26 protein-coding genes are annotated in these 26,230 nt (G+C 60.2%); 14 read left to right on the top strand and 12 right to left on the bottom strand.

What is annotated here, in order from left to right:
• Window positions 1–97: 97 nt before the first annotated feature.
• The 3 genes from gatB to gatC are packed head-to-tail and all read right to left on the bottom strand — an operon-like array spanning window position 98 to window position 3,309.
• Window positions 98–1,543 carry an Asp-tRNA(Asn)/Glu-tRNA(Gln) amidotransferase subunit GatB gene (gene gatB, locus JFT58_RS14160; protein ID WP_054897023.1) on the bottom strand — a complete coding sequence of 482 codons (1,446 nt, stop codon included), beginning with the start codon at window positions 1,541–1,543 and terminating at the stop codon, window positions 98–100.
• A gap of 10 nt (window positions 1,544–1,553) precedes the next feature.
• On the bottom strand, window positions 1,554–3,005 hold the full coding sequence (gene gatA, locus JFT58_RS14165) for an Asp-tRNA(Asn)/Glu-tRNA(Gln) amidotransferase subunit GatA (RefSeq protein WP_014716920.1): 1,452 nt from the start codon (window positions 3,003–3,005) through the stop codon (window positions 1,554–1,556).
• Window positions 3,006–3,021: 16 nt separating this feature from the next.
• Window positions 3,022–3,309, bottom strand: a complete 288-nt coding sequence (gene gatC / locus JFT58_RS14170) for an Asp-tRNA(Asn)/Glu-tRNA(Gln) amidotransferase subunit GatC (RefSeq protein WP_003188556.1) — start codon at window positions 3,307–3,309, stop codon at window positions 3,022–3,024.
• A gap of 210 nt (window positions 3,310–3,519) precedes the next feature.
• On the opposite strand from gatC, the gene mreB reads away from it, so the two are divergent.
• The 8 genes from mreB to tldD all read left to right on the top strand — a co-directional run bounded on the left by mreB (window position 3,520) and on the right by tldD (window position 14,684).
• Complete coding sequence (gene mreB, locus JFT58_RS14175) at window positions 3,520–4,557, top strand: rod shape-determining protein MreB (RefSeq protein ID WP_002555108.1); 1,038 nt, start codon at window positions 3,520–3,522, stop codon at window positions 4,555–4,557.
• 139 nt (window positions 4,558–4,696) lie between these two features.
• Window positions 4,697–5,770 (top strand): rod shape-determining protein MreC, encoded by a 1,074-nt coding sequence (gene mreC / locus JFT58_RS14180; protein WP_072447076.1) that lies wholly within the window; start codon window positions 4,697–4,699, stop codon window positions 5,768–5,770.
• Window positions 5,770–6,258, top strand: coding sequence for a rod shape-determining protein MreD (mreD, locus tag JFT58_RS14185; protein WP_003188558.1), 489 nt, complete (start codon window positions 5,770–5,772; stop codon window positions 6,256–6,258). Before mreC ends, mreD begins: the two co-directional genes overlap by 1 nt.
• Window positions 6,259–6,309: 51 nt before the next feature.
• The gene (locus JFT58_RS14190; RefSeq protein ID WP_054897022.1) at window positions 6,310–6,906 is read left to right on the top strand and encodes a Maf family protein; all 597 of its coding nucleotides are present in this window, start codon (window positions 6,310–6,312) and stop codon (window positions 6,904–6,906) included.
• Between the two features lie 70 nt (window positions 6,907–6,976).
• Window positions 6,977–8,434, top strand: coding sequence for a ribonuclease G (gene rng / locus JFT58_RS14195; protein WP_003188562.1), 1,458 nt, complete (start codon window positions 6,977–6,979; stop codon window positions 8,432–8,434).
• Window positions 8,435–8,512: 78 nt separating this feature from the next.
• A complete protein-coding gene (locus tag JFT58_RS14200) occupies window positions 8,513–12,328 on the top strand; it encodes a YhdP family protein (RefSeq protein WP_054897021.1) in 3,816 nt (1,271 codons plus the stop codon).
• A 48-nt stretch (window positions 12,329–12,376) separates the two neighbouring features.
• The gene (locus JFT58_RS14205; protein WP_054897020.1) at window positions 12,377–13,225 is read left to right on the top strand and encodes a carbon-nitrogen hydrolase family protein; all 849 of its coding nucleotides are present in this window, start codon (window positions 12,377–12,379) and stop codon (window positions 13,223–13,225) included.
• Between the two features lie 16 nt (window positions 13,226–13,241).
• Entirely contained in the window at window positions 13,242–14,684 is a 1,443-nt protein-coding gene (tldD, locus tag JFT58_RS14210; protein WP_003188566.1) for a metalloprotease TldD, read from the top strand.
• 45 nt (window positions 14,685–14,729) lie between these two features.
• On the opposite strand, the gene yjgA is transcribed toward tldD, so the two are convergent.
• A complete protein-coding gene (yjgA, locus tag JFT58_RS14215; protein ID WP_003188568.1) occupies window positions 14,730–15,251 on the bottom strand; it encodes a ribosome biogenesis factor YjgA in 522 nt (173 codons plus the stop codon).
• Between the two features lie 108 nt (window positions 15,252–15,359).
• Between yjgA and pmbA the strand changes: the two genes are divergently transcribed.
• From pmbA to JFT58_RS14245, 6 genes are all read left to right on the top strand, one after another.
• Window positions 15,360–16,706: a metalloprotease PmbA gene (gene pmbA, locus JFT58_RS14220; protein ID WP_034126305.1), complete on the top strand. Its 1,347-nt coding sequence runs from the start codon at window positions 15,360–15,362 to the stop codon at window positions 16,704–16,706.
• Between the two features lie 146 nt (window positions 16,707–16,852).
• Window positions 16,853–17,248, top strand: coding sequence for a hypothetical protein (locus JFT58_RS14225; RefSeq protein WP_003188570.1), 396 nt, complete (start codon window positions 16,853–16,855; stop codon window positions 17,246–17,248).
• Window positions 17,241–18,617 carry a class II fumarate hydratase gene (locus tag JFT58_RS14230; protein ID WP_198834397.1) on the top strand — a complete coding sequence of 459 codons (1,377 nt, stop codon included), beginning with the start codon at window positions 17,241–17,243 and terminating at the stop codon, window positions 18,615–18,617. Before JFT58_RS14225 ends, JFT58_RS14230 begins: the two co-directional genes overlap by 8 nt.
• Before the next feature lie 27 nt (window positions 18,618–18,644).
• Complete coding sequence (locus JFT58_RS14235; protein WP_054897018.1) at window positions 18,645–19,073, top strand: hypothetical protein; 429 nt, start codon at window positions 18,645–18,647, stop codon at window positions 19,071–19,073.
• Window position 19,074: 1 nt separating this feature from the next.
• Complete coding sequence (locus tag JFT58_RS14240; RefSeq protein ID WP_054897017.1) at window positions 19,075–19,686, top strand: superoxide dismutase; 612 nt, start codon at window positions 19,075–19,077, stop codon at window positions 19,684–19,686.
• Between the two features lie 32 nt (window positions 19,687–19,718).
• Window positions 19,719–20,612, top strand: a complete 894-nt coding sequence (locus JFT58_RS14245; protein ID WP_054897016.1) for a ZIP family metal transporter — start codon at window positions 19,719–19,721, stop codon at window positions 20,610–20,612.
• Window positions 20,613–20,729: 117 nt separating this feature from the next.
• On the opposite strand, the gene JFT58_RS14250 is transcribed toward JFT58_RS14245, so the two are convergent.
• From JFT58_RS14250 to lptC, 8 genes are all read right to left on the bottom strand, one after another.
• On the bottom strand, window positions 20,730–21,002 hold the full coding sequence (locus tag JFT58_RS14250; protein ID WP_003188577.1) for an HPr family phosphocarrier protein: 273 nt from the start codon (window positions 21,000–21,002) through the stop codon (window positions 20,730–20,732).
• A gap of 16 nt (window positions 21,003–21,018) precedes the next feature.
• Window positions 21,019–21,876 (bottom strand): RNase adapter RapZ, encoded by an 858-nt coding sequence (gene rapZ / locus JFT58_RS14255; protein ID WP_034126310.1) that lies wholly within the window; start codon window positions 21,874–21,876, stop codon window positions 21,019–21,021.
• Window positions 21,877–21,878: 2 nt separating this feature from the next.
• Window positions 21,879–22,343, bottom strand: a complete 465-nt coding sequence (gene ptsN, locus JFT58_RS14260; RefSeq protein ID WP_034126311.1) for a PTS IIA-like nitrogen regulatory protein PtsN — start codon at window positions 22,341–22,343, stop codon at window positions 21,879–21,881.
• A 10-nt stretch (window positions 22,344–22,353) separates the two neighbouring features.
• Complete coding sequence (hpf, locus tag JFT58_RS14265; RefSeq protein ID WP_003171804.1) at window positions 22,354–22,659, bottom strand: ribosome hibernation-promoting factor, HPF/YfiA family; 306 nt, start codon at window positions 22,657–22,659, stop codon at window positions 22,354–22,356.
• Between the two features lie 75 nt (window positions 22,660–22,734).
• A complete protein-coding gene (locus JFT58_RS14270; protein ID WP_034126312.1) occupies window positions 22,735–24,228 on the bottom strand; it encodes an RNA polymerase factor sigma-54 in 1,494 nt (497 codons plus the stop codon).
• Between the two features lie 184 nt (window positions 24,229–24,412).
• On the bottom strand, window positions 24,413–25,138 hold the full coding sequence (gene lptB, locus JFT58_RS14275; protein WP_003188582.1) for an LPS export ABC transporter ATP-binding protein: 726 nt from the start codon (window positions 25,136–25,138) through the stop codon (window positions 24,413–24,415).
• Entirely contained in the window at window positions 25,138–25,671 is a 534-nt protein-coding gene (gene lptA, locus JFT58_RS14280) for a lipopolysaccharide transport periplasmic protein LptA (RefSeq protein WP_032893554.1), read from the bottom strand. Before lptA ends, lptB begins: the two co-directional genes overlap by 1 nt.
• A complete protein-coding gene (lptC, locus tag JFT58_RS14285; protein WP_014716937.1) occupies window positions 25,658–26,230 on the bottom strand; it encodes an LPS export ABC transporter periplasmic protein LptC in 573 nt (190 codons plus the stop codon). Before lptC ends, lptA begins: the two co-directional genes overlap by 14 nt.

Below are 26,230 nucleotides of genomic sequence, written 5' to 3' on the forward strand. Positions count from 1 at the left end.
CTGCGTGGGAATGCAGCTGGTGACGCTACGCGTCACAAAAGCGGACGCGGAGCGTCCCGTGAGGCGTTCCCACGCAGAGCGTGGGAACGATCATGGATCAGCCTTCGAGCTTGCTTTTGAGCAGTTCGTTCACCTGTTGCGGGTTGGCTTTGCCCTTGGAGGCTTTCATCGCCTGGCCGACAAAGAAGCCGAACATCTTGCCGCGCTTGGCTTCGTCCGCGGCGCGGTATTGCTCGACCTGTTCGGCATTGGCCGCGAGCATTTCATCGAGCACGGCCGAGATCGCGCCGCTGTCGGTGACTTGCTTGAGGCCACGCTTCTCGATGATCTCGTCGGCATTGCCTTCACCGGCGGCCATCGCTTCGAACACGGTCTTGGCAATTTTGCCGGAGATGGTGTTGTCCTTGATGCGCAGCAGCATGCCACCCAGTTGTTCGGCGGTGACCGGCGCGTCGTCGATTTCCAGGCCCTGTTTGTTCAACAGGCTGCCCAGCTCGACCATCACCCAGTTGGCCGCCAGCTTGGCGTCGCCGGCAATGCTCACGACTTTTTCGAAGTAGTTGGCTTGTTCACGGCTGGAGGCCAATACGCTGGCATCGTAGACCGACAGGCCGAACTGCTCCTGGAAGCGCTCGCGTTTTTGCTGCGGCAGTTCCGGCAGGGTGGCGCGGATGTCATTGAGGAACGAATCCTCCAGCACCACCGGCAACAGGTCCGGGTCGGGGAAGTAACGGTAGTCGTTGGCTTCCTCTTTGCTGCGCATGGCGCGGGTTTCGTCTTTGTTCGGGTCGTACAGGCGCGTTTGCTGGATCACCTTGCCGCCGTCTTCGATCAGCTCGATCTGGCGACGTACTTCGCTGTTGATCGCTTTCTCGATGAAGCGGAACGAGTTGACGTTCTTGATCTCGCAGCGGGTGCCGAACTCGACCTGGCCCTTGGGGCGGATCGACACGTTGCAATCGCAACGCAGCGAGCCTTCGGCCATGTTGCCGTCGCAGATGCCCAGGTAGCGCACCAGCGCGTGGATGGTCTTGACGTAGGCCACGGCTTCCTTGGCGCTGCGCATGTCCGGCTCGGACACGATCTCCAGCAGCGGCGTGCCGGCACGGTTCAGGTCGATACCGGTGGCGCCCGGGAATTCTTCGTGCAGGCTTTTGCCGGCGTCTTCCTCCAGGTGTGCACGGGTGACGCCGACGCGCTTGATGGTGCCGTCTTCCAGGGGAATGTCCAGGTGGCCCTTGCCGACAATCGGCAGTTCCATCTGGCTGATCTGGTAGCCCTTGGGCAGGTCCGGGTAGAAGTAGTTCTTGCGCGCAAACACGTTGTGCTGGCCGATTTCGGCGTCAATCGCCAGGCCGAACATCACCGCCATGCGCACCGCTTCCTGGTTCAGCACCGGCAGCACGCCGGGCATGCCCAGGTCTACCAGGCTGGCCTGTGTATTGGGCTCGGAGCCGAACGTGGTGGCGCTACCGGAGAAAATCTTCGATTGGGTGGCGAGCTGGGTATGAATCTCCAGCCCGATCACAACTTCCCATTGCATAGTGTTCTCCTCAGAAGCCGGTAGGGGTGCGGGTGTGCCAGTCGGTGTTCAACTGGTACTGGTGCGCCACATTGAGCAGGCGGCCTTCCTGGAAATATGGGGCGAGCAATTGCACGCCCACCGGCAGGCCATCGACGAAACCTGCGGGCATGGACAAGCCCGGCAAGCCCGCGAGGTTGGCGGTGATGGTGTAGAGGTCTTCCAGGTATTCGGCGATCGGGTCGCCGGTCTTGGCGCCGATCTTCCACGCCAGGTTCGGCGCGGTCGGGCCGAGGATCACATCGACTTCTTCAAAGGCGGCCATGAAGTCGTTCTTGATCAGGCGACGGATTTTTTGCGCCTTGAGGTAGTACGCGTCGTAGTAGCCGGCCGACAGGGCGTAGGCCCCGACCATGATCCGGCGCTGCACTTCACTGCCGAAGCCTTCGCCACGGGAGCGTTTGTACAGGTCGGTGAGGTCTTTTGGGTTCTCGCAGCGGTAGCCGAAGCGCACGCCGTCGAAACGCGACAGGTTGGAAGAGGCCTCTGCTGGCGCGATCACGTAGTAGGCGGGAATCGCGTGCTGGTTGTTCGGCAGGCTGATTTCCTTGATCACGGCGCCAAGCTTTTCCAGCTCTTTGATGCTGTTTTGCACCAGTTCGGCGATACGCGGGTCGAGGCCAGCGCTGAAGTATTCCTTCGGCACGCCGATGCGCAGGCCCTTGATCGAGGTGTTCAGGCTGGCGCTGTAGTCCGGCACTGGCTCGTCGATGCTGGTGGAGTCCTGTTTATCGAAGCCTGCCATGCCTTGTAACAATATTGCGCAGTCTTCAGCCGTGCGTGCCAGAGGGCCGCCCTGATCGAGACTTGAGGCGTAGGCGATCATGCCCCAACGGGAAACGCGACCGTAGGTCGGCTTCAGGCCGGTGAGGTTGGTGAAGGCGGCTGGCTGGCGGATCGAACCGCCGGTATCGGTGGCGGTAGCGGCCGGCAGGAAGCGTGCGGCCACGGCCGCAGCCGAACCACCGGACGAACCACCCGGGACGTGTTCCAGGTTCCACGGGTTTTTCACCGCACCGTAGTAGCTGGACTCGTTGGCCGAACCCATGGCGAATTCGTCCATGTTGGTCTTGCCAAGGGTCACGGCGCCGGCGGCGGCCAGCTTGGCGACCACAGTGGCGTCGTAGGGCGCCTTGAAGTTGTCGAGCATCTTCGAGCCGCAGCTGGTGCGAATGCCCTGGGTGCAGAACAGGTCCTTGTGGGCGATCGGTGCGCCGAGCAGCGCGCCGTTCTCACCGTTGGCGCGACGGGCGTCGGCGGCCTTGGCCTGGCTCAGGGCCAGCTCCTCGGTGAGGCTGATGAAGCTGTTGACCTTCGGATCGAGCGCGGCGATACGCGCCAGCAAGGTCTGGGTCAGCTCTTCGGAAGAAAACGATTTGTCGGCGAGACCGCGGGCGATCTCGGCCAGAGTCATGTGATGCATGAAAGGCTCTTTCCCTTTAGTCGATGACTTTCGGAACCAGGTACAGGCCGTTTTCGACCGCTGGCGCGATGGACTGGTAGGCCTCGCGATTATTGCGTTCGGTCACGACGTCTGCGCGCAGGCGCTGGCTGGCTTCCAGTGGGTGAGCCAGGGGCTCGATGCCGTCGGTATTCACGGCCTGCATTTGGTCGACCAGCCCGAGAATGCTGTTCAGGGCTGCGGTGGTCTGTGGAAGATCGGCATCATTAAGGCCAAGCGAGGCCAAATGTGCGATTTTTTCCACGTCGGAGCGTTCAAGCGCCATGGGATTCTCCAGTGGAAAACAGAACGGAGGGCGTCCGTGTGTTAGATTGTCGGAACACTACCGCATTTCTACGGTCATAAGGCCGCGATTGTGGGGGTTGGTGCACAGAAAGTCGGCCAATTTAGCACATTGGCGCCTTGCCCAAAATCCCTGTCGTTGTTAGAGTTTGCCGCACTTTTTTACCCACGCGTTGCCTAGGGTCCTTTCCCCATGTTCAAGAAACTGCGTGGCATGTTTTCCAGCGATCTCTCCATTGACCTGGGCACTGCCAACACCCTTATTTACGTGCGCGAGCGCGGTATCGTTCTGAATGAGCCATCGGTTGTGGCCATTCGGACCCATGGTAATCAGAAAAGTGTCGTTGCCGTTGGCACCGAGGCCAAGCGCATGCTCGGCCGTACACCAGGCAATATTGCTGCCATTCGTCCGATGAAGGATGGCGTGATCGCCGATTTCAGCGTCTGTGAAAAGATGCTGCAGTACTTCATCAACAAAGTTCACGAAAACAGTTTCCTGCAGCCCAGCCCTCGCGTGCTGATCTGCGTTCCGTGCAAGTCCACCCAGGTGGAGCGTCGCGCCATCCGTGAATCGGCCCTTGGCGCCGGTGCCCGTGAAGTATTCCTGATCGAAGAGCCAATGGCGGCTGCGATCGGTGCCGGCCTGCCGGTGGAAGAAGCGCGCGGTTCGATGGTGGTGGATATCGGTGGTGGTACTACCGAAATCGCCCTGATTTCCCTGAACGGTGTGGTGTATGCCGAATCCGTGCGCGTGGGCGGCGACCGCTTCGACGAAGCGATCATCACTTATGTGCGTCGTAACTACGGCAGCCTGATCGGCGAATCCACCGCCGAGCGCATCAAGCAGGAAATCGGCACCGCTTACCCAGGCGGTGAAGTGCGCGAAGTCGATGTGCGCGGTCGCAACCTGGCCGAAGGCGTTCCACGTGCCTTCACCCTGAACTCCAATGAAGTGCTGGAGGCTCTGCAAGAGTCCCTGGCCACCATCGTTCAGGCGGTGAAAAGTGCCCTGGAACAATCGCCGCCGGAGCTGGCTTCCGATATTGCCGAGCGTGGCCTGGTACTGACCGGTGGTGGCGCCTTGCTGCGCGACCTCGACAAGTTGCTGGCCCAGGAAACCGGCCTGCCAGTGATCGTCGCCGAAGACCCGCTGACCTGCGTTGCCCGTGGCGGTGGTCGTGCGCTGGAAATGATGGATAAACACACCATGGACCTGCTCTCCAGCGAATAAGATTGCCTGGATGGTTCATGCTTCGTCGGCAGGCAGCACTTTGCAGTGCTGCCTGTTGGCGTTTATCTTCTTCAATCTGCATCCAGGCCGGTTTGATGCCGTATGAATAAAGAGAACATTTGCCTGGGAGGAGCGGCTTATTAAACCGCTTTTCGCCAAAGGCCCCTCATTGGGTGTGCGCTTATTGGTGCTGACCGTGCTTTCGGTCGCGCTGATGGTGGTCGATGCCCGCTTTGCACTGCTCAAGCCGGTGCGCAGCCAGATGTCGCTGGTGTTGATGCAGACCTACTGGATCACCGACCTGCCGCAACGTCTCTTCCAGGGCGTGTCCAGCCAATTTGGCAGCCGCACCGAACTGGTCGCCGAGAACGAAAAACTCAAGACTGAAAACCTGCTGTTGCAGGGGCGCATGCAAAAGCTGGCGGCCCTCACCGAGCAGAACGTTCGGCTGCGCGAGTTGCTCAATTCTTCCGCGCTGGTCAACGAAAAGGTCGAAGTGGCCGAGCTGATCGGCATGGACCCCAACCCCTTTACCCACCGCATCATCATCAACAAGGGTGAGCGCGACGGTGTGGTGCTTGGCCAGCCGGTGCTCGATGCCCGTGGCCTGATGGGCCAGGTGGTGGAGTTGATGCCCTACACCTCGCGGGTACTATTGCTGACGGATACGACCCACAGCATTCCGGTGCAGGTCAACCGTAACGGCTTGCGCGCAATCGCCAGCGGCACCGGTAACCCGGAACGCCTGGAGCTGCGCCATGTGGCGGATACCGCTGACATCAAGGAAGGCGACCTGTTGGTCAGCTCTGGCCTGGGCCAGCGCTTCCCGGCGGGTTATCCGGTGGCGACGGTCAAAGAGGTGATCCACGATTCCGGCCAGCCGTTCGCTATCGTTCGGGCGGTACCGACTGCCGCGCTGAACCGCAGCCGTTACCTGCTGCTGGTGTTCAGCGACAACCGCACCCCGGAAGAGCGCGCTAACGACGCTGCCCAGGCCCAGGAAGCGGAGGACCAGCAGAATGGCACCGCGCCTATCGTGCCGGCCACGGTGCCAAAACCTGCTTTTGTTGGCCCACCTGCACCCGCCCCAGCCACGTCACCTGCACCGGCAGCTGCAGCACCTGTGGCAACGCCGGCCAAACCTGCCGCGCATAACGCGCGCCCGGCTAAACCGACCGCCGCTCCGGCCACCACACCGCAGAGGGGGGACTAATGGCGGGTACTCATTCACGCAATGGCTGGATCGTCTGGCTGACCTTCGCCATCGGCTTGCTGCTCAGCGTCTCGCCGCTGCCGCAGTTCATGGAAATCCTTCGCCCGCTCTGGCTGGCCTTGTTGCTGGCGTTCTGGTCATTGAACCTGCCGCACAAGGTGGGCATGGTCACGGCCATGTGCCTGGGGTTGGCCGAAGATGTGCTGTATGGCACCTTGCTAGGCCAGAACGCGTTGATCCTGACCCTGATTACCTTTCTGGTGCTGTCGCTGCAGCAGCGCTTGCGCATGTTCCCGATGTGGCAGCAGTGCCTGGTGATCCTGGTGATCTTCGGCCTGGCGCAGTTGGTGCAGCTATGGCTCAGCGCGTTGACCGGCAACCGCCAGCCGACCCTGGCCTTGGTTCTGCCGGCGCTGGTCAGCGCCTTGTTATGGCCCTGGATCAGTTTTGGCCTGCGTGGGCTGCGTCGTCGCTATAAAATCAATTGAATGGATTGCGAGGCTCTGCCTGGTTATCGAACCCCACAGGGAGAGTCTGCAATGAATTCGCTTTATCTGGCCTCGGGCTCCCCGCGGCGACGTGAACTGCTGGCCCAGATCGGTGTGCCCTTCACCCTGGTCAGCGCCGCTATTGATGAAACTCCCCTGAACGACGAACCTGCCGTTGCCTATGTCGAGCGCCTTGCGCGGGGCAAGGCGACGGCAGGTTTTGTCGCGCTTGGCCACACCTCGGGCACCTGCGTACTGGGGGCCGACACGGCGGTGATTGTCGATGGGCGGATCCTGGGCAAGCCGGTGGACCAGGCTGATGCACTGGCCATGCTGATGGCCCTTTCCGGCCGCGAGCATGAAGTGCTCACCGCCATTGCCCTGACCGACGGCCAGCAATGTGAAACCCGATGTGTCAGCAGCCGTGTACGTTTCCGCGAGGTTTCTGTGCGGGAGGCTACCACCTACTGGCACAGTGGCGAACCGCAGGACAAGGCCGGCGGCTATGCTATCCAAGGGCTGGGCTCGGTGTTTGTGGCCGGGCTGAATGGCAGTTATTCCGCCGTGGTGGGCCTGCCAGTCTGCGAAACCGCGCAACTGCTCGCCCAATTCGGCATACCCTGTTGGCAAAACCTTACCGTGTGCTGAACGCCGTATTCCAGCGCCAAGCCTTAAGCGAACGGTCACTATTGTGAAAACGCCTGAACGAGACCCAGCCATGAGTGAAGAGATTCTGATCAATATCACGCCGATGGAATCGCGCGTGGCGGTGGTAGAGAACGGTGTTCTGCAAGAAGTGCATGTCGAGCGCACCCAGAAGCGCGGGATCGTCGGCAATATCTACAAAGGCAAGGTGGTGCGCGTATTGCCGGGCATGCAGGCGGCCTTCGTCGACATCGGCCTGGACCGTGCAGCGTTTATCCATGCCTCGGAAATTTCCTTGCGCGAGGGCCCTGCGGTGGAAAGCATCAGCGCTCTGGTGCACGAGGGCCAGAGCCTGGTGGTGCAAGTCACCAAGGACCCCATCGGTTCCAAGGGCGCCCGCTTGACCACCCAGCTGTCGATTCCCTCGCGCTACCTGGTGTACATGCCGCGCACCGCCCATGTGGGCATTTCCTTGAAGATCGAAGATGAAGCCGAGCGCGAGCGTCTGAAGAAGGTGGTCAGCGACTGCGTCGCCGCCGAGGGCATCAAGGAAGCGGGCGGGTTTATCCTGCGCACCGCCGCAGAAGGCGCGGGCGCTGACGAGATCCTCATGGATATTCGCTACCTGCGGCGCTTGTGGGACCAAATCGACGCGCAGATCAAGACCATTGGCGCGCCCAGCGTCATTTATGAAGACCTTGGCCTGGCGTTGCGCACGTTGCGCGATCTGGTCAGCCCGAAGATCGAGAAAATTCGCATCGATTCGCGGGAAACCTTCCAGCGCACCACGCAATTTGTTGCTGAGTTGATGCCAGAAATCGCCGATCGCCTGGAACACTACCCCGGCGAGCGGCCGATATTCGACCTGTATGGCGTCGAAGACGAAATCCAGAAAGCCCTGGAGCGCAAGGTGCCACTCAAGTCCGGCGGCTACCTGGTGGTGGACCCGGCAGAAGCCATGACCACCATCGACGTCAACACCGGTGCCTTCGTGGGCCATCGCAACCTTGAAGAGACGATCTTCAAGACCAACCTCGAAGCGGCCACGGCCATCGCTCGTCAACTGCGCCTGCGTAACTTGGGCGGCATCATCATCATCGACTTCATCGACATGGAAGATGAAGAGCACCAGCGCCAGGTGCTGCGTACGCTTGAAAAACAACTGGAGCGCGATCACGCCAAGACCAACATCATCGGCATCACCGAGTTGGGCCTGGTGCAGATGACCCGCAAGCGCACGCGTGAAAGCCTGGAACAGGTACTGTGCGAGCCGTGCAGCAGTTGCCAAGGGCGCGGCAAACTGAAGACCCCGGAAACGGTTTGCTACGAGATTTTCCGCGAGATCCTGCGGGAGGCACGCGCCTATCAGGCGGAAGGTTATAGAGTGCTTGCCAATCAGAAGGTGGTGGATCGCCTGCTAGACGAAGAGTCCGGTAACGTCGCCGAACTGGAAAGTTTTATCGGTCGCACCATTCGCTTCCAGGTCGAAACCATGTATTCCCAGGAACAATACGACGTGGTGTTGCTCTGATCCCCAACTGTGCACTTTCTTCGAGACCGGCAGACCTTGATCTGCCGTCCGCTAACTGTTTTTTGAGGGTCGCCTGACATGGAGCGTCTGATACGCTTTTTTGCCGCTTTGACCCGTTGGAGTCTGGGCCTGTGTGCGTTGTTGCTGGTATTGGCGGCGGTGTACGTGAGCCTGGGGCGCGAACTTACCCCGCTGGTGGCCGAATACCGCGCCGAAGTCGAGGCCAAGGCCCAGGCTGCGCTGGATACGCCGCTGCATATCGGCAGCCTTGAAGGCCGCTGGAGCGGGTTTGCCCCGGTATTGCTGGCCCATGACGTCATGGTGGGCGAGGGCAGCAGTGCCTTGCGCCTGGACCAGGTGGAAGTGGTGCCGGATATGTGGGCCAGCCTGTTGGCCCGCGAAGTGCGTATCGCCCATCTGCAAGTCAGTGGCTTGCAACTGAGTGTCAAGGAAGACCAGGACGGCCGCTGGACCCTGCAAGGCTTGCCGGTGCAGGACGACCAGCCGTTGGACCCGCAACAACTGCTGACGCGCATGCAAATGGTCAAGCGCGTGTCGGTGCTGGACAGCCAGGTGACCCTGCAACCCTTCGACCAGGCACCAGTGACCGTGACCTATGTGGGCCTGAGCCTGCATACCGGCATGAGCCAGCAGCGTCTGGACGCTCGCCTGACATTGCCCGATGGCCAACCGTTGGCGGTCAGCCTGCGTAGCCGCATTCGTGCCAGCCAGTGGCAAGACGCTGAGGTCGATGCCTACCTGAGCCTGCCGCAGAGCGACTGGGCCAAGTGGATTCCCGCCAAACTGACCCAGCAATGGAAGCTGACGCAATTGAAGGCTGGCGGCGAGTTTTGGCTCAGTTGGGCCAAAGGTACGGTGCAAAGCGCTGCCGTGCGCCTCAATTCGCCCCAAGTGAAGGGCAGCTATGCCGACCGTAAGCCGGTACACCTCGAAAACCTGGCCCTGACCGCCTACCTGCAGCGCAGTGACACTGGCCTCAAGGTGCTGTTTGATTCCCTGGCGATGAACATTGGCGAAACCCGCTGGGAGTCGCGCCTGCAATTGCAGCAAAGCCTGGCGACCGACAAGGAACAGGAAGTGTGGAAATTGCAGGCCGACCGCCTCGACCTGACCCCCATTACCCCGTTGCTCAACGCCTTGGCGCCGCTGCCGGACGGTTTCGCCAAGGCCGTCGAACACCTCAAAGCCACTGGCCTGTTACGCAATGTGCTGGTGGACTTCCGACCGCAAGACACCACCGATCGCAAACTCAGTTTTGCCGCCAACCTGGAGCGTGTCGGCTTCGATGCCTACTTTGGCGCGCCGGCCGCACGCAATGTGTCCGGCAGCATCAGTGGCGACCTGGGCCAAGGTGAGTTGCGCATGGACAGCAAGGACTTTTCCTTGCATCTGTATCCGATCTTCGCCAAGCCGTGGCAGTACATCCAGGCCAATGCGCGCCTGACCTGGAAGTTGGACAAGCAAGGCTTCACCCTGATCGCCCCGTATATCAAGGTCCTGGGCGAGGAAGGCAAGGTGGCGGCGGACTTCCTGATTCGTCTGCATTTCGACCACAGCCAGGAAGACTACATGGACCTGCGGGTCGGCATGGTCGATGGCGATGGCCGTTTCACCCCCAAGTATCTACCCGCCGTGTTGAGCCCGGCGCTGGATGAATGGCTGCGCACGGCGATCCTCAAGGGCGCGGTGGACGAAGGCTTCTTCCAGTACCAGGGCTCGCTCAGCCACAATGCGCTGCCCGCATCGCGCAATATCAGCCTGTTCTTCAAGGTGCATGATGCCGAACTCGCCTTCCAGCCGGGCTGGCCTCATGTGAACAAGGTCAATGGCGAAGTGTTTGTCGAGGAGAGCGGCGTACGCATTCTGGCGAGCAAGGGCCAGTTGCTCGACACCCAGGTCAAGGATGTCTACGTCAATATCCCCCACGCCCCAGCGGGCGGGGACAGTCATCTGCTGCTCACGGGCGGGTTCTCCGGCGGTTTGGGCGACGGCCTGAAGATCCTTCAAGAAGCCCCTATCGGCACGGCGTCTACGTTCGCCGGCTGGAAAGGCGAGGGCGACCTGCAAGGTAGCCTGGACCTGGACGTACCGCTGGCCAAAGGCACTGAGCCCAAGATCGTGGTGGACTTCAAGACCGACAAGGCGCGCCTGCAATTGGCCGAGCCGCCGCTGGACCTGACCCAGCTCAAGGGTGATTTTCGCTTCGACAGCGCCAAGGGCCTGAGCGGGCAGAAGATCTCGGCCCAGGCGTTCGACCGCCCCATCACGGCGCAGATCTTTGCCGAAGGCAAACCGGGTAATATCAGCACGCGGGTGACTGCCAATGGCCAGGTCACCGTCAAGCGCCTTACGGACTGGTTGAAAATCAGCCAGCCGTTGCCGGTCTCCGGCGATATTCCGTACCAGTTGCAAGTGATCCTGGACGGCGCGGACAGCCAGTTGATGGTCAACTCCAACCTCAAGGGTGTCGCGGTGGACCTGCCGGCACCGTTCGGCATGCCCGCCAGCCAGGGGCGTGACAGCACCTTTCGCATGACCTTGCAGGGTGCTGAGCGCCGTTACTGGTTTGATTACGGCGAGTTGGCGAATTTCACTTTTGCCGCGCCGCCGGACAAGTTCAATGATGGCCGCGGCGAACTGTTTCTCGGCGACGGTGATGCCATGTTGCCCGGTGCCAAGGGCCTGCGCATTCGTGGCGTGCTGTCGGAACTGGATATCGATCCCTGGAAGAAACTTGTGGATCGCTACGCGGGCAATGATCCAGGTGGCAATGCCAAGCAACTGCTCAGCGGTGCGGACTTCAAGGTGGGCAAACTGACCGGGTTTGGTACCCAGTTTGATCAGGTCAGCTTGCAGCTCGATCGCAAACCAGCGGCCTGGGGCCTGCAACTCGATAGCCAGCAAGCCAAGGGCGCGGTGAACCTGCCGGACGCCAAAGGCGCGCCGATTGCGGTCAATCTCAAGTATGTGAAATTGCCTGCGCCAGACCCGACCGCGCAGGCGGACGAAAACGCGCCGGACCCGCTGGCCGATATCGACCCAAAAAGCATTCCGGCGCTGGATATTGCCGTCGACCAGCTGTTCCAGGGCTCGGACCTGATCGGGGCCTGGTCGCTGAGGATCCGCCCCACCGCCAAAGGGCTGGCCTTCAATAACCTCGACCTTGGCCTCAAGGGCATGCTGCTCAAGGGCGCCGGGGGTTGGGAAGGTGCGCCAGGCGCCAGCAGCAGTTGGTACAAGGGCCGCCTTGATGGCCGCAACATTGCCGACGTGCTCAAGGGCTGGGGTTTTGCGCCTACGGTGACCAGCGAAGACTTTCATCTGGACGTGGATGGCCGCTGGCCGGGGTCGCCGGCCTGGGTCGGGCCCAAGCGGTTTTCCGGCAGCCTGGATGCCGCGTTCCGTAAAGGTCAGTTCGTCGAAGTGGAGGGCGGGGCCCAGGCATTGCGAGTGTTTGGCCTGCTTAACTTCAACTCCATTGGGCGGCGTTTGCGTTTGGACTTTTCCGACTTGTTCGGCAAGGGCTTGAGCTACGACAGGGTCAAAGGCTTGTTGGCCGCCAGTAATGGCGTGTTCGTGACCCGCGAGCCCATCACCATGACCGGGCCTTCCACCAACCTGGAGCTTAACGGCACCCTGGATCTGGTTGCTGATCGCGTCGACGCCAAATTGCTGGTCACCTTGCCTGTGACCAACAACCTGCCGATTGCGGCGCTGATTGTCGGTGCGCCGGCCATTGGTGGTGCGCTGTTTTTGATCGACAAGCTGATCGGTGACCGGGTTTCGCGCTTCGCCAGTGTGCAATACAAGGTGCAAGGCCCCTGGAAGGATCCAAAAATCACCTTCGACAAGCCATTTGAAAAGCCAAACTGAGAGCCTGTGGAGTAGCATGGCCCCATGCCCTGTATGGAGTGTCGGCCCATGTCCTTTGCGGTAATTCAAATGGTCAGCCAGAGTGACGTGCTGGCCAACCTCGCCCAGGCGCGTCGCCTGCTGGAGCAGGCGGCGGCCGATGGCGCGAAACTCGCGGTGCTGCCAGAGAATTTCGCCGCCATGGGCCGCCGCGACTTGGCCGACATTGGCCGCGCCGAGGCGTTGGGCCAAGGGCCTGTGCTGCCCTGGTTGAAACAGGCCGCCCGCGACCTCACCTTATGGATAGTGGCCGGCACATTGCCGCTGCCGCCCAAGGACCAGCCCCACGCCAAACCCAATGCTTGCTCGCTGCTGATCAATGATCAGGGTGAAATCGTCGCTCGCTACGACAAACTCCATCTGTTTGATGTGGACGTGGCGGATGCTCGCGGTCGTTATCGCGAATCTGACGACTATGCTTTCGGTAACCATGTGGTGGTGGCGGATACGCCGGTGGGCCGTGTGGGGTTGACGGTGTGTTACGACCTGCGTTTCCCCGAGCTGTACAGCGAGTTACGTGCGGCGGGGGCTGAACTGATTACCGCGCCCTCGGCCTTCACGGCGGTGACCGGGGCTGCACACTGGGATGTGCTGATTCGCGCACGTGCCATCGAAACCCAGTGCTACCTGCTGGCAGCCGCCCAAGGCGGTGTGCACCCAGGCCCACGGGAAACGTTTGGCCATGCGGCGATTGTCGACCCTTGGGGCCGAGTGCTGGCGCAACAGGATCAAGGCGAAGCGGTGTTACTGGCCGAACGCGATAGCAGTGAACAGGCGTCGATACGGGCGCGCATGCCGGTGGCCAATCACCGGCGCTTTTTCTCGCAGGGCGCGCAGCGGCCTGCTTCAGAACGATGAATTTAAGGCCAAACCTATGAGCGAGTTGTTGTCCTCAGTCAGTGATCACCTCCTGGCACCCGGTGGCGTGACCATCGAAAGCCTGCAAACCGTGCTCGGCGATCTGGCCGGGCCGGGTATCGATGCGGCTGACCTGTATTTCCAGGGGCAGATTTCCGAGTCCTGGGCGTTGGAAGATGGGATCGTCAAGGAAGGCAGTTTCAACCTTGACCAGGGCGTAGGCGTTCGCGCGCAATCGGGTGAGAAGACCGGCTTTGCCTACAGCAATGCGATCACCCTGGAGGCCCTGGGCCTGGCGGCGCGTGCCGCCCGTTCGATCTCCCGTGCCGGGCAGAATGGCACGGTGCAGGCGTTCAGTACCCAGGACGTGGCGCAGTTGTATGCGCCGGATAACCCCTTGGAAGTGATCAGTCGTGCGGAAAAGGTAGAGCTGCTCAAGCGTATCGACGCTGCTACCCGTGCCTTGGACCCGCGTATCCAGCAAGTGACCGTGAGCATGGCTGGCGTGTGGGAGCGCATCCTCGTGGCGTCCACCGACGGTGGGCTGGCGGCGGATGTACGGCCGCTGGTGCGTTTCAATGTGAGTGTGATCGTCGAACAGAACGGGCGCCGCGAGCGCGGCGGACATGGCGGCGGTGGGCGCACCGACTACCGTTATTTCCTTGCTGACGACCGTGCCATGGGCTATGCCCGTGAGGCGCTGCGCCAGGCATTGGTCAACCTGGAAGCGATTCCCGCGCCGGCCGGCACCTTGCCGGTGGTGCTGGGTTCGGGTTGGTCTGGCGTGTTGCTCCACGAAGCCGTGGGCCATGGCCTGGAGGGCGATTTCAACCGCAAGGGCAGTTCCGCCTACAGCGGGCGCATGGGCGAAATGGTTGCGTCCAAGCTGTGCACCATTGTCGATGACGGCACCCTGGCCGGCCGCCGTGGTTCGCTGAGCGTCGATGACGAAGGCACGCCGACCGAATGCACCACCCTGATCGAGAACGGCGTGCTCAAGGGCTACATGCAAGACAAGCTCAACGCCCGCCTGATGGGCGTGGCGCGCACCGGTAACGGTCGTCGTGAGTCCTATGCGCATCTACCGATGCCGCGCATGACCAACACCTACATGCTCGGTGGTCAAAGCGATCCGGCAGAAATCATTGCCTCGGTAAAACGCGGTATCTACTGCGCCAACCTCGGCGGCGGCCAGGTGGATATCACCAGCGGCAAGTTCGTGTTCTCCACCAGCGAGGCGTACCTGATCGAAGACGGCAAGATTACCGCGCCGGTCAAAGGGGCGACGCTGATTGGTAACGGGCCGGAAGCCATGAGCAAGGTGTCGATGGTCGGTAACGACCTGTCGCTGGACAGCGGCGTGGGCACGTGCGGCAAGGATGGGCAGTCGGTGCCGGTAGGTGTCGGCCAGCCAACTTTGAAAATTGATGCGATTACCGTGGGTGGCACGGGATCGTAGGAGCCGGAGCTTCGGGTGGCGAAGACCGCCACCCGGGGAAGAGGATCAGCGCAGACCGCGTTGAGTCTCGTCCAGCTCACGGATGTACTTGAAGATTTTACGGCTGGTGGCCGGCGCCTTGTTATGCGCCAGCTCGTGCTGGGCCTGACGGATCAGGGAGCGCAATTGCTGGCGGTCCGCGTCCGGATAGTCCAGTACGAATTTCTCCAGCACCGCGTCATCGCCCGAGATCAGGCGGTCACGCCAACGTTCCAGGTTGTGGAAGCGTTCGTTGTACTGGCGAGTGGAGGCATCGGTTTGATCGAGCAAAGTCAGAATGGCGTCAATGTCTTGGTCGCGCATCAGTTTGCCGATAAACGAGATGTGCCGTTTACGCGCGATATTCGCGGTGTGCTTGGGCGCATCGGCCAGGGCCCGACGCATTTCGTCGGTCAGTGGCAGTTTGGCAACCAAATCCTTTTTGAGCGTTGTAAGGCGCTCGCCAAGGTCAACCAGAGCATGCAGCTCACGTTTGACCTGGGTTTTGCTTTTCTCCCCATCGAGGGAGTCGTCGTAAGAATCAACCATGGTGGCAGTCCGCAAAGAAACGCCGCCATGATAACCAGTCGGGGGCCGCTTGTCCGGCCCGGTCGCTCGATGGCCATTACCGAAAGCAGAATTTGAGTGGAGAAAACCATGAGTGCAGCCCAAAGCGTCGGTCCACAAGCGTTACCGGCACTGCAGGAACAAGTCGAGCAGATCCTTGCCGAAGCCAAGCGCCAGGGGGCCAGCGCCTGTGAAGTGGCGGTGTCGCTGGAGCAAGGGTTGTCGACTTCGGTGCGCCAGCGGGAAGTGGAAACGGTTGAATTCAATCGCGACCAAGGGTTTGGCATCACCTTGTATGCGGGCCAGCGCAAAGGTTCGGCCAGCACCTCGGCCAGTGGGCCGGAGGCGATTCGCGAGACCGTCGCCGCAGCACTGGCGATTGCCAAGCACACCTCCGAGGATGAAAGCTCGGGCCTGGCCGACAAGGCGCTGATGGCCAAGGATGTGCAGGATTTCGACCTGTTCCATGCCTGGGATATCACCCCTGAGCAAGCCATCGAGCTGGCGCTGACCTGCGAAGCGGCAGCGTTCGATGCCGATGCCCGCATCAAGAATGCGGACGGCACCACCTTGAGCACTCATCAGGGTTGCCGCGTCTACGGCAACAGCCATGGCTTTATCGGTGGTTATGCCTCCACGCGTCACAGCCTCAGTTGCGTGATGATTGCCGAAGCCAATGGGCAGATGCAGCGTGATTACTGGTACGACGTAAACCGCCAAGGCGATTTACTGGCAGACCCTGCAAGCATTGGCCAGCGTGCGGCGCAACGGGCCGCGAGCCGCCTGGGCGCGCGCCCGGTGCCGACCTGCGAAGTGCCTGTGCTGTTTTCCGCAGAGCTGGCTGGTGGTTTATTCGGCAGCTTCCTGGGCGCGATTTCCGGTGGCAACCTGTATCGCAAGTCTTCGTTCCTGGAAGGCGCCATCGGTCAGAAACTGTTCCCTGAGTGGCTGACCATTGACGAGCGCCCGCATCTGATGCGCGCGATGGGCAGTTCGTCGTTCGACGGCGATGGCCTGGCGACCTATGCCAAGCCGTTTGTCGAGAAGGGTGAGCTGGTGTCCTATGTGCTGGGCACTTATGCCGGTCGCAAGCTGGGCCTGCCAAGCACCGCTAACGCGGGCGGTGTGCATAACCTGTTCGTGACCCACGGTGATGAAGACCAGGCGGCGTTGTTGCGGCGGATGGGGCGCGGGTTGCTGGTGACTGAATTGATGGGCCATGGCCTGAACATGGTCACCGGTGACTACTCGCGGGGTGCGGCGGGCTTCTGGGTGGAGAATGGCGAGATTCAGTTCGCCGTCCAGGAAGTGACCATCGCCGGCAATATGCGCGATATGTTCAAGCAGATCGTTGCCGTGGGTAACGACCTGGAACTGCGCAGCAATATTCGCACGGGTTCGGTGCTTATCGAACGCATGACGGTCGCTGGCAGCTAATTCCTCCCGCACGTCCTGAAAGGCGCGCCATCGCAAAGATGGCGCGCCTTTTTTATTGCCTTGTCACGACAGGATTAATGGGCTGCTCTTGTTTTGATTCTCAATATCATTTAATAATAAATATCATTACCGAATGAGTGTGGCTCATGAGTTCTGTCCTGCATGAGGATCCCTATCTGGAAAGCTGGCGTTGGATGAGCCGCCAGATTCGCTGTGGCCTCGATCCCAATGAACCCCGCCTGATTGAGCACTACCTGAACGAAGGTCGGTATCTGGCGTGTTGCACCGCAACCCATCCGTGGACGATCGCTGAAACCTCATTTCGTTTGTTGATCGACACCGCCGCTGATGTCGCCTTGCCCTGGCATTGGCGCTCCCTGTGCCTGGACCAGGCCTGGCGGCCACTGCGCGACCTGGAAAAACTCTCCCACTGTGCCTGCCGCCTCAAGCGCTGGCAGACCTTTGCCTGGCAATTGGCGAGCTGCGAATTACTGCCTTCGATTTCCGTTTCTGACTTGGTGCAAGGATCTAATGATGAGTGACACCCGTATCGAACGCGACAGCATGGGCGAACTGCATGTGCCGCAAGAAGCTTTGTATGGCGCACAAACACAGCGTGCGGTGAACAACTTTCCCATCAGTCATCAACCCATGCCGGCGCAATTCATCCGCGCCCTGATCCTGGCCAAGACAGCCGCGGCCAAGGTCAACGTCGAGCTCAAGCAAATCAGCGAAGGGCAGGGCAAGGCCATTGTCGATGCCGCCCAAGGCTTGCTGGAAGGCGACTACATGCAGCACTTCCCGGTGGATATCTTCCAGACCGGCTCCGGCACCAGTTCCAACATGAACGCCAACGAAGTGATCGCGACCCTTGCCAGCCGTTTGCTGGGCGAGGCGGTCAACCCCAACGATCATGTGAATTGCGGCCAGAGCAGCAACGACATCATCCCAACCACCATCCACGTCAGTGCCGCGTTGGTGCTGCACGAGCAAACGTTGCCGGCCCTGCTGCATCTGGTGCAAGTCATCGAGCAAAAAGCCGAGGCGGTTCAACCGTTCATCAAGACCGGCCGCACGCATTTGATGGACGCCATGCCGGTGCGCATGAGCCAGGTGCTGAACGGCTGGGCGCAGCAGCTCAAGGCCAATATCGGTCACTTGCAGGACCTGCTACCGGCGCTGCAAGCATTGGCTCAGGGCGGCACGGCGGTCGGTACCGGGGTCAACGCACACCCCGAGTTTGCCAGGCGCTTCAGCCAGCAACTGAGCCTTTTGACCGGGGTGAAATTCACGCCCGGCAAGAACCTGTTCGCGCTGATTGGCTCCCAGGACACCGCCGTTGCAGTCTCTGGCCAGTTGAAAGCCACGGCGGTGTCGCTGATGAAGATCGCCAATGACCTGCGCTGGATGAACTCCGGGCCATTGGCCGGCCTGGGTGAAATCGAACTGGAGGCGCTGCAGCCAGGCTCTTCGATCATGCCGGGCAAGGTCAACCCGGTCATTCCGGAAGCGACCGCCATGGTAGCCGCCCAGGTTATCGGCAATGACACAGTGATCACGGTGGCCGGCCAATCGGGTAACTTCGAGCTGAATGTGATGCTGCCGATCATTGCCCAAAACCTGCTCAGCAGCCTGGAATTGCTGGCCAATGCCAGCCGGTTGCTGGCGGACAAGGCCATTGCCAGCTTCAAGGTCAATGAGCCCAAGCTCAAGGAAGCGCTGTCGCGCAATCCGATTCTGGTCACCGCACTTAACCCGATCATCGGCTACCAGAAAGCCGCTGAAATCGCCAAGAAGGCGTATCAGCAAGGCCGCCCGGTGATCGATGTCGCCCTCGAACACACCGACCTGCCTCGCAGCCAACTGGAAGTCCTGCTGGACCCGGAAAAGCTCACCGCCGGTGGCGTGTAATCAACGACCCTGCTTTGGAGGCTCACCATGGAGCACTGGAAACGCACGATCGATCGGGCCAATCGCTGCTTTATGGCAGGCGAGTTGGTTGACGCTCGCGAGGCCTATCTGCAAGCCCTGGCCCTGGCCCAAGTGTTGTTCGAACGCTGGGCGGATGCCGACGAAGCAGTGGCGGCCTGTGTCATTTCCCATCACAACCTGGCGGACCTGCACTTGCGCCTGAACCAGCCTGAGGAAAGCGCCGAATACCTCTGCGCTATCCATCAGCGCCTCTTGCAGACCATGCAGGACCCACGCCTCAGCCCGCCATTGCGCGAGGCCGCGTTGCGCCAGAGCAGCAAGACCTACGTCGAACTGCTGAATTTCATCAGCGATCACGGCGAATACCCACGCACTCATCGGCTGCTGGGCGGTGCTGCGACGCCAACGTCCACGTCCCACTTTGGAGCACATTGATATGACCTATACCTTGCCGTCCTTGCCTTACGCCTACGACGCCCTCGAGCCGCATATCGACGCGCAAACCATGGAAATTCACTACACCAAACACCACCAGACCTACATCAATAACCTCAATGCCGCGGTCGAGGGCACTGAGTTCGCCGGCTGGCCCGTGGAGAAGCTGGTGTCCAGCGTCGAAACATTGCCGGAGAAATTACGCGCTGCCGTGGTCAACCAAGGAGGCGGGCATGCGAACCACTCGTTGTTCTGGGCGGTCATGTCACCGACAGGGGGCGGCAAACCCGAGGGCGCGCTGGGCAAGGCTATCGACGAGCAATTGGGTGGTTTCGACAGCTTCAAGGAGGCGTTCACCAAGGCGGCCTTGACGCGATTCGGCAGCGGTTGGGCCTGGCTGAGCGTTACGCCACAAAAAACGCTGGTGGTGGAAAGCAGCGGCAACCAGGACAGCCCGCTGATGAGCGGCAATACGCCGGTGCTGGGCCTGGACGTCTGGGAGCACGCTTACTACCTGCAATATCAAAACCGACGACCGGAGTACATCAATGCATTCTATAGCGTCATCAACTGGCCGGAGGTTGCCGCGCGCTATCAGGCCGCTTTGGCCTGACATTCACTCCATAACAAGATCTAAGGCCGACTATGGGCACTCAAACACTGGCGATCGGTAGCGTGCGAATGTTTCGTTATGCGTTTGGCACGCTGCTGCTATTGGCAGGTACTGCGTTATTGGTGGCCCATGGGCTGGCCTGGTTGAACCTGGAACCGCGCATACTGCGTGCTTTGCAGGGTGGGGCGATTTGCGCGCTTGGCACGGCGCTGGGCGCGGTGCCGGTGTTGGTGATTCGGCGCATGCCGATGGCGCTTAGCGACACCCTGCTGGGCTTTGGTGCTGGTGTGATGCTGGCGGCGACTGCGTTTTCTCTGGTGGTGCCGGGTATCGCCGCCGCCGAAAGCCTGGGACTTTCACCTTGGGGCGCCAGTGGCTTGATCAGCTTCGGCATCATGCTCGGGGCGTTCGGCCTGTACCTCGTAGACCGCAAGGTTTCTGGCGCCAGCCCGGAAATGCTGGTGGGTACACCGGATAAACCGGTTATCCCGCCGCGTATTTGGTTGTTTGTGTTTGCCATCATTGCGCACAACATTCCGGAAGGCATGGCTGTGGGGGTTTCTGCGGGCGGAGGCATGGCGGATGCCGACAGCCTCGCCATGGGCATTGCCCTGCAGGATGTGCCTGAAGGGCTGGTGATTGCGCTGGTATTGGCTGGGGCGGGAATGTCGCGGATCAAAGCCTTTTTGATTGGCGCTGCATCAGGCTTGGTTGAGCCGGTATTTGCGGTGCTCTGTGCATGGCTGGTGAGCCTTGCCGAAGTGTTGTTGCCGCTGGGTTTGGCGTTGGCCGCCGGGGCAATGTTGCTGGTCGTGACTCATGAAGTCATCCCCGAGTCGCGCCGCAATGGCCATGAAAAGCTTGCCAGCCTTGGGCTGTGCCTCGGGTTTTGCGTGATGATGGTGATGGATACGGCGTTGGGCTGAGGGTGGTTCCATGTGGGAGCGAGCTTGCTCGCGAAAAACCTGAGAACACTGCGTTAAACCAGGATGCCCGCGTTATCGTTGACGTTTCGCCAGCAAGCTCGCTCCTACATAAGGGGGTTATTCGCCTTCGTCGAAGTAGTTGTTGATCAACTCGACCAGTGCGGCCATTGCTTCGTCTTCTTGCTCGCCCTCGGTGCTCAGATGAATTTTTGTGCCTTTGCCGGCCGCCAACATCATCATCGCCATGATGCTTTTGCCATCTACCATGGACTCTGGCGTACGCCCAGCACGGATCTGGCAGGGGAACTGGCCGGCCACGCCGACGAATTTAGCCGACGCCCGTGCGTGCAGGCCCAGCTTGTTGATGATTTCAATTTCCAGAGCAGGCATCGCGCAGGTGTTCCTTTCAACTCAGGTCGCGGTGGCGAACCTGGACGTTCTTGAGGGTTTGTTGCAGCACCTGGCCCAGGCGCTCAGTCAGATAGACCGAGCGGTGGTGGCCGCCAGTGCAGCCAATGGCAATGGTGACATAGGCTCGATTGCTGGCGGCAAAGCGCGGCAACCATTTGAGCAGGTAGCTGGAGATATCCAGGAACATCTCTTCTACGTCCGGTTGTGCGGCCAGGTAGTCGATCACGGGCTGATCCAGCCCGGACTGGTCGCGTAACTCCGGTTTCCAGTAAGGGTTGGGCAGGCAGCGCACATCGAACACAAGGTCGGCATCTACCGGCATGCCCCGCTTGAAGCCAAACGACTCGACCAGAAACGCTGTGCCCGGCTCAGGCTGGTTCAGCAGGCGCAGCTTGATCGCGTCGCGCAACTGATACAGGTTCAGGTTGGTGGTGTTGATCTTCAGGTCGGCCAGGTCAATGATCGGCCCGAGCAGCTTGGTCTCGTCCTCGATGGCTTCGGCCAGGGAACGGTTGGCGCTGCTGAGGGGGTGGCGTCGACGGGTTTCGGAGAAACGCTTGAGCAGGGTCTCTTCGTCGGCATCCAGGTACAGCACATCGCAATGAATGTGCTTGGCACGCACTTCTTCCAACAGTTCCGGGAAGCGCGAGAGGTGGCTGGGCAGGTTGCGCGCATCAATCGAGACCGCAACGAGCGGCTGCGCCAATTCGGTATGGATCAGTGCACGCTCCGCCAGCTCTGGCAGCAGGCCGGCAGGCAGGTTGTCGATGCAATAGAAGCCGTTGTCCTCAAGCACATTGAGGGCGGTGCTCTTACCGGAGCCGGAGCGACCGCTGACGATGATCAAACGCATGATTACTGCCCGTTTTGTTCATCCAGGACAACTTGGTACAACGCTTCATTGCTGGAAGCGCTGCGCAGTTTGTCGCGTACATCCTTGCGGTCTAGCATGCTGGCGATCTGCCGTAGCAGTTCCAGGTGCGCATCGGTGGCGGCTTCCGGGACCAGCAGCACAAACAGCAGGTCGACCGGGGCGCCGTCGATGGCGTCGAAATCAATCGGAGCGTCCAGGTGCATCAGCGCGCTCACGGGTTTATCACAACCTTTGAGGCGGCAGTGGGGGATCGCGATGCCGTTGCCAAAACCGGTGGAGCCGAGTTTTTCACGGGCAATCAGAGCTTCGAAGACATCTTGCATCTCCAGATCCGGAATTTCCCGGGCGATCAGGTTGGCAATTTGTTCGAGGGCGCGCTTTTTACTGCCGCCCGGCACGTTCACGAGGGAACGGCCGGGGGTCAGGATGTTTTCAAGTCGGATCATGGGGGGAGAGTTAACGACCTGTACCTTGCATCAGGTGCAGATTCTTTTCCTTATGCTTTATGAGTTGGCGGTCGAGCTTGTCGTAGAGGGAGTCAATGGCCGCGTACATATCTTCATGTTCCGCATTGGCGACGAGCTTGGCATTCGGTACGTGCAGGGTGGCCTCGATTTTCTGCTTGAGCTTATCGACCTCCATGATGACCTGCACGTTGGTGATCTTGTCAAAATGCCCCGCAAGCTTGTTCAGTTTGCTCTCGGTGTATTCACGCAGGGGCTTGGTGACTTCCAGCTGGTGTCCACTGATGTTGACTTGCATACAGCTTCTCCTTCGTTGCCAGTGCATAAAGCGGTGGGCAGGAATACCCACCACTGGAACGCTGTGGCCCACCCGTCACATCAACCGCTTACGCTCGCTGGAAGGCGCGATCCCTAGGGACTCGCGGTACTTGGCGACGGTTCGACGGGCGACCTGAATGCCTTGTGCCTCCAGTAAACCAGCGATCTTGCTGTCACTCAACGGCTTTTTCTGATTTTCAGCGGCAACCAGTTTTTTGATGATCGCGCGGATCGCCGTGGACGAGCATTCACCGCCTTCAGAGGTGCTGACGTGGCTGGAGAAAAAGTATTTCAGCTCATAAATACCCCGTGGGGTATGCATGAATTTCTGCGTGGTAACCCGGGAAATCGTCGATTCATGCATGCCGACGGCTTCGGCGATGTCGTGCAGCACGAGAGGCTTCATGGCCTCGTCGCCGTACTCCAGGAAACCGCGCTGGTGTTCGACGATCTGGGTCGCGACTTTCATCAGGGTTTCGTTGCGGCTTTGCAGGCTCTTGATGAACCACCGCGCTTCCTGCAACTGGTTGCGCATGAAGGTGTTATCGGCGCTGGTGTCGGCGCGGCGCACAAAACCTGCGTATTGTGGGTTGACCCGCAGGCGCGGTACTGACTCCTGGTTCAGCTCCACCAGCCAGCGTTCGTTGTCCTTGCGCACAATGACGTCGGGCACCACATATTCGGCTTCGCTGGACTCGATCTGCGAGCCTGGACGCGGGTTGAGGCTTTGCACCAGTTCGATGACCTGGCGCAAGTCATCTTCCTTGAGCTTCATACGGCGCATCAGTTGGCTGTAGTCGCGACTGCCCAACAGGTCGATGTAGTCACTGACCAAGCGTTGCGCTTCGGTGAGCCATGGCGTCTTGGCCGGTAATTGGCGCAGTTGCAGTAACAGGCACTCGCTGAGTGTGCGTGCGCCGATGCCTGCGGGCTCGAATTGCTGGATGCGGTGCAGGACGGCTTCGATTTCGTCCAGTTCGATATCCAGTTCCGGGTCGAAGGCTTCGAGGATCTCGTCGAGGGTTTCGTCCAGGTAACCCTGGTTATTGATGCAATCGATCAGGGTGACCGCGATCAGGCGATCGGTATCGGACATCGGCGCCAGGTTCAGTTGCCACAGCAAGTGGCTCTGAAGGCTCTCGCCCGCCGACGTGCGGGTAGTGAAATCCCACTCGTCATCATCGCTGCTTGGCAGGCTGCTGGCGCTGGTCTGGTAGACGTCTTCCCAGGCGGTGTCCACGGGAAGCTCGTTGGGAATGCGTTCGTTCCAGTCGCCTTCCTCCAGGTTGTCCACCGTCGGGGCGGTTTCCTGATAGGAGGGTTCCTGCACGTCGGAATTGGGTTTTTGCTCGATGTTATCGGCCAGAGGATCTGCGTTATCGAAGTCGTCGCCTTCTTCCTGGCGTTCGAGCATCGGATTGGACTCCAGGGCCTCCTGGATCTCCTGTTGCAGGTCCAGGGTCGACAATTGGAGCAGGCGGATGGCCTGTTGCAGCTGCGGTGTCATCGTCAGCTGCTGGCCCATTCTCAGGACTAGCGATGGTTTCATGGCAGGGGCTTAACACCTTATTCGCCGGCGCAATGCGCCATCCACGACAGGGCGCGTGAGCGCCAAACATAAGCAAATTATATGCCTGATCTCGGGGCCTTTGCCTAGAGCGCGGTAACAATAAAAAAACCGAGGTTTCCATTGACTCCCGCACGCTCCAGGTAAGAGCGCGATACCCCTGTGTTTACAGGCGGAACTCGTGACCCAGGTACACTTCCTTCACCAGCTCGTTGGCCAGGATGGTTTCGGCATCGCCTTCGGCAATCAGCTGACCATCGTTGACGATATACGCGGTTTCGCAGATATCGAGGGTTTCGCGCACGTTGTGATCGGTGATCAGCACGCCAATGCCCTTGGCCTTGAGGTGATGGATGATCTGCTTGATGTCGCCCACCGAAATCGGGTCGACGCCGGCAAAGGGTTCATCCAGCAGGATGAATTTCGGCGCGGTCGCCAGGGCGCGGGCGATTTCCACGCGACGACGTTCACCACCGGACAAGCTCATGCCGAGGTTGTCGCGAATATGGTTGATGTGGAATTCCTGCAGCAGGCTTTCCAGCTCCTGGCGGCGGCCATCGCGATCGAGTTCCTTGCGGGTCTCGAGGATCGCCATGATGTTGTCGGCTACCGACAGTTTACGGAAGATCGACGCCTCCTGCGGAAGATAGCCGATACCTGCCCGTGCACGACCGTGCATGGGTTGGTGGCTGACGTCCAGGTCGTCGATCAATACGCGACCCTGGTCCGCCTGGACCAGCCCGACGATCATATAGAAGCAGGTGGTTTTGCCGGCACCGTTAGGACCGAGCAGGCCGACGATCTGGCCGCTGTCGATCGACAGGCTGACGTCGCGTACCACCTGGCGGCTTTTATAGGCCTTGGCCAGATGCTGGGCTTTCAGGGTTGCCATTACTCGGCCTTCTTCTTCGGCTGGATAACCATGTCGATGCGTGGGCGGGGTGCGGTGACCTTGTTTCCGTTGGCGCGACCGGCGTTAGCGATCTGCTTCACGGTGTCATAGGTGATTTTTTCACCTTCCGTGGAGTTGCCGTCCGGGCTCAGCACCTTGGCCTGGTCAATCAGTACGATGCGGTTCTGCTGGGCGTGATACTGGATAGTCTTGCCGTAGCCTTTCATGGGGCCTGTATCGGTAGCGGACTGCTTCTGCTCGAAATAAGCCAGGTTGCCGACCGAAGTCACCACATCGATATCGCCGGTCTTGGTACGAGTCAGGGTCACCGTGTTGCCGGTAATCTTCATCGAGCCTTGGGTGATGATCACGCCGCCGGTGTAGGTGGCGACACCTTGCTTGTCATCGAGCTGCGCATCGTCAGCCGAGATGTGGATCGGTTGCTGGCTATCGTTCGGCAGAGCCCAGGCGCTCACGCTTCCCAGTGCTGCGCCCAGACCGAGCAAAATAGGGAGAGTTTTAACGAGCCTCATACTGTCCTCTTACGTTCGATAGCAGGTGTATCCTGCTTTCTTTCAAATACGCTTTCATTCCCTTGCCAGTCGATACACCGCCAGCGCCGTCGATTCTAACGTCTTGCTCGGTCTGCGCATATTGCTTCTGTGGGAATACGGTCATGCGACTGCTGGTAATGATGGTGTCGCGGTTCTGCGCGTCTGTACGTGCGACGCGAACCGAGTCGATCAGTTCAACTTCGGTGCCGTCAGGGTTGACTTCGCCACGCTTGCTGGTCACGTGCCAGGGAAATTCGGTGCCGCGATACAGGTTCAGGTCCGGATTCGTCAGCAGGCTGACTTCGGAAGCCTTCAAGTGCTCGACCTTGTCCGATGTCATCTCATACTGCACCTTGCCGTCGGGCAGATACTGAATGCTGTAGGCATTGGTGGCGTAATAGTCGATAAGGCCTTCGTCAACCTGTGCAACAGGCTTGTCGAGAAAGCGCTCCGGGCTGATATTCCAGTAGCCCACCGCCAGGAGCAGCGCGGCGATGACCCCGAATAACAGGAAGTTGCGAATCTTTTTACTCAGCAT

Origin of the sequence: Pseudomonas sp. MF6767, assembly GCF_016405475.1 — a bacterium.
In the GTDB taxonomy this organism is placed as follows: Bacteria; Pseudomonadota; Gammaproteobacteria; order Pseudomonadales; family Pseudomonadaceae; genus Aquipseudomonas; species Aquipseudomonas paracarnis.

Coding starts and splice junctions, on each gene's coding strand:
- gatB (WP_054897023.1), bottom strand. CDS start 1,543: ATGCAATGGGAAGTTGTGATCGGGCTGGAGATTCATACCCAGCTCGCC.
- gatA (WP_014716920.1), bottom strand. CDS start 3,005: ATGCATCACATGACTCTGGCCGAGATCGCCCGCGGTCTCGCCGACAAA.
- gatC (WP_003188556.1), bottom strand. CDS start 3,309: ATGGCGCTTGAACGCTCCGACGTGGAAAAAATCGCACATTTGGCCTCG.
- mreB (WP_002555108.1), top strand. CDS start 3,520: ATGTTCAAGAAACTGCGTGGCATGTTTTCCAGCGATCTCTCCATTGAC.
- mreD (WP_003188558.1), top strand. CDS start 5,770: ATGGCGGGTACTCATTCACGCAATGGCTGGATCGTCTGGCTGACCTTC.
- JFT58_RS14190 (WP_054897022.1), top strand. CDS start 6,310: ATGAATTCGCTTTATCTGGCCTCGGGCTCCCCGCGGCGACGTGAACTG.
- rng (WP_003188562.1), top strand. CDS start 6,977: ATGAGTGAAGAGATTCTGATCAATATCACGCCGATGGAATCGCGCGTG.
- JFT58_RS14200 (WP_054897021.1), top strand. CDS start 8,513: ATGGAGCGTCTGATACGCTTTTTTGCCGCTTTGACCCGTTGGAGTCTG.
- JFT58_RS14205 (WP_054897020.1), top strand. CDS start 12,377: ATGTCCTTTGCGGTAATTCAAATGGTCAGCCAGAGTGACGTGCTGGCC.
- tldD (WP_003188566.1), top strand. CDS start 13,242: ATGAGCGAGTTGTTGTCCTCAGTCAGTGATCACCTCCTGGCACCCGGT.
- yjgA (WP_003188568.1), bottom strand. CDS start 15,251: ATGGTTGATTCTTACGACGACTCCCTCGATGGGGAGAAAAGCAAAACC.
- pmbA (WP_034126305.1), top strand. CDS start 15,360: ATGAGTGCAGCCCAAAGCGTCGGTCCACAAGCGTTACCGGCACTGCAG.
- JFT58_RS14225 (WP_003188570.1), top strand. CDS start 16,853: ATGAGTTCTGTCCTGCATGAGGATCCCTATCTGGAAAGCTGGCGTTGG.
- JFT58_RS14230 (WP_198834397.1), top strand. CDS start 17,241: ATGAGTGACACCCGTATCGAACGCGACAGCATGGGCGAACTGCATGTG.
- JFT58_RS14235 (WP_054897018.1), top strand. CDS start 18,645: ATGGAGCACTGGAAACGCACGATCGATCGGGCCAATCGCTGCTTTATG.
- JFT58_RS14240 (WP_054897017.1), top strand. CDS start 19,075: ATGACCTATACCTTGCCGTCCTTGCCTTACGCCTACGACGCCCTCGAG.
- JFT58_RS14245 (WP_054897016.1), top strand. CDS start 19,719: ATGGGCACTCAAACACTGGCGATCGGTAGCGTGCGAATGTTTCGTTAT.
- JFT58_RS14250 (WP_003188577.1), bottom strand. CDS start 21,002: ATGCCTGCTCTGGAAATTGAAATCATCAACAAGCTGGGCCTGCACGCA.
- rapZ (WP_034126310.1), bottom strand. CDS start 21,876: ATGCGTTTGATCATCGTCAGCGGTCGCTCCGGCTCCGGTAAGAGCACC.
- ptsN (WP_034126311.1), bottom strand. CDS start 22,343: ATGATCCGACTTGAAAACATCCTGACCCCCGGCCGTTCCCTCGTGAAC.
- hpf (WP_003171804.1), bottom strand. CDS start 22,659: ATGCAAGTCAACATCAGTGGACACCAGCTGGAAGTCACCAAGCCCCTG.
- JFT58_RS14270 (WP_034126312.1), bottom strand. CDS start 24,228: ATGAAACCATCGCTAGTCCTGAGAATGGGCCAGCAGCTGACGATGACA.
- lptB (WP_003188582.1), bottom strand. CDS start 25,138: ATGGCAACCCTGAAAGCCCAGCATCTGGCCAAGGCCTATAAAAGCCGC.
- lptA (WP_032893554.1), bottom strand. CDS start 25,671: ATGAGGCTCGTTAAAACTCTCCCTATTTTGCTCGGTCTGGGCGCAGCA.
- lptC (WP_014716937.1), bottom strand. CDS start 26,230: ATGCTGAGTAAAAAGATTCGCAACTTCCTGTTATTCGGGGTCATCGCC.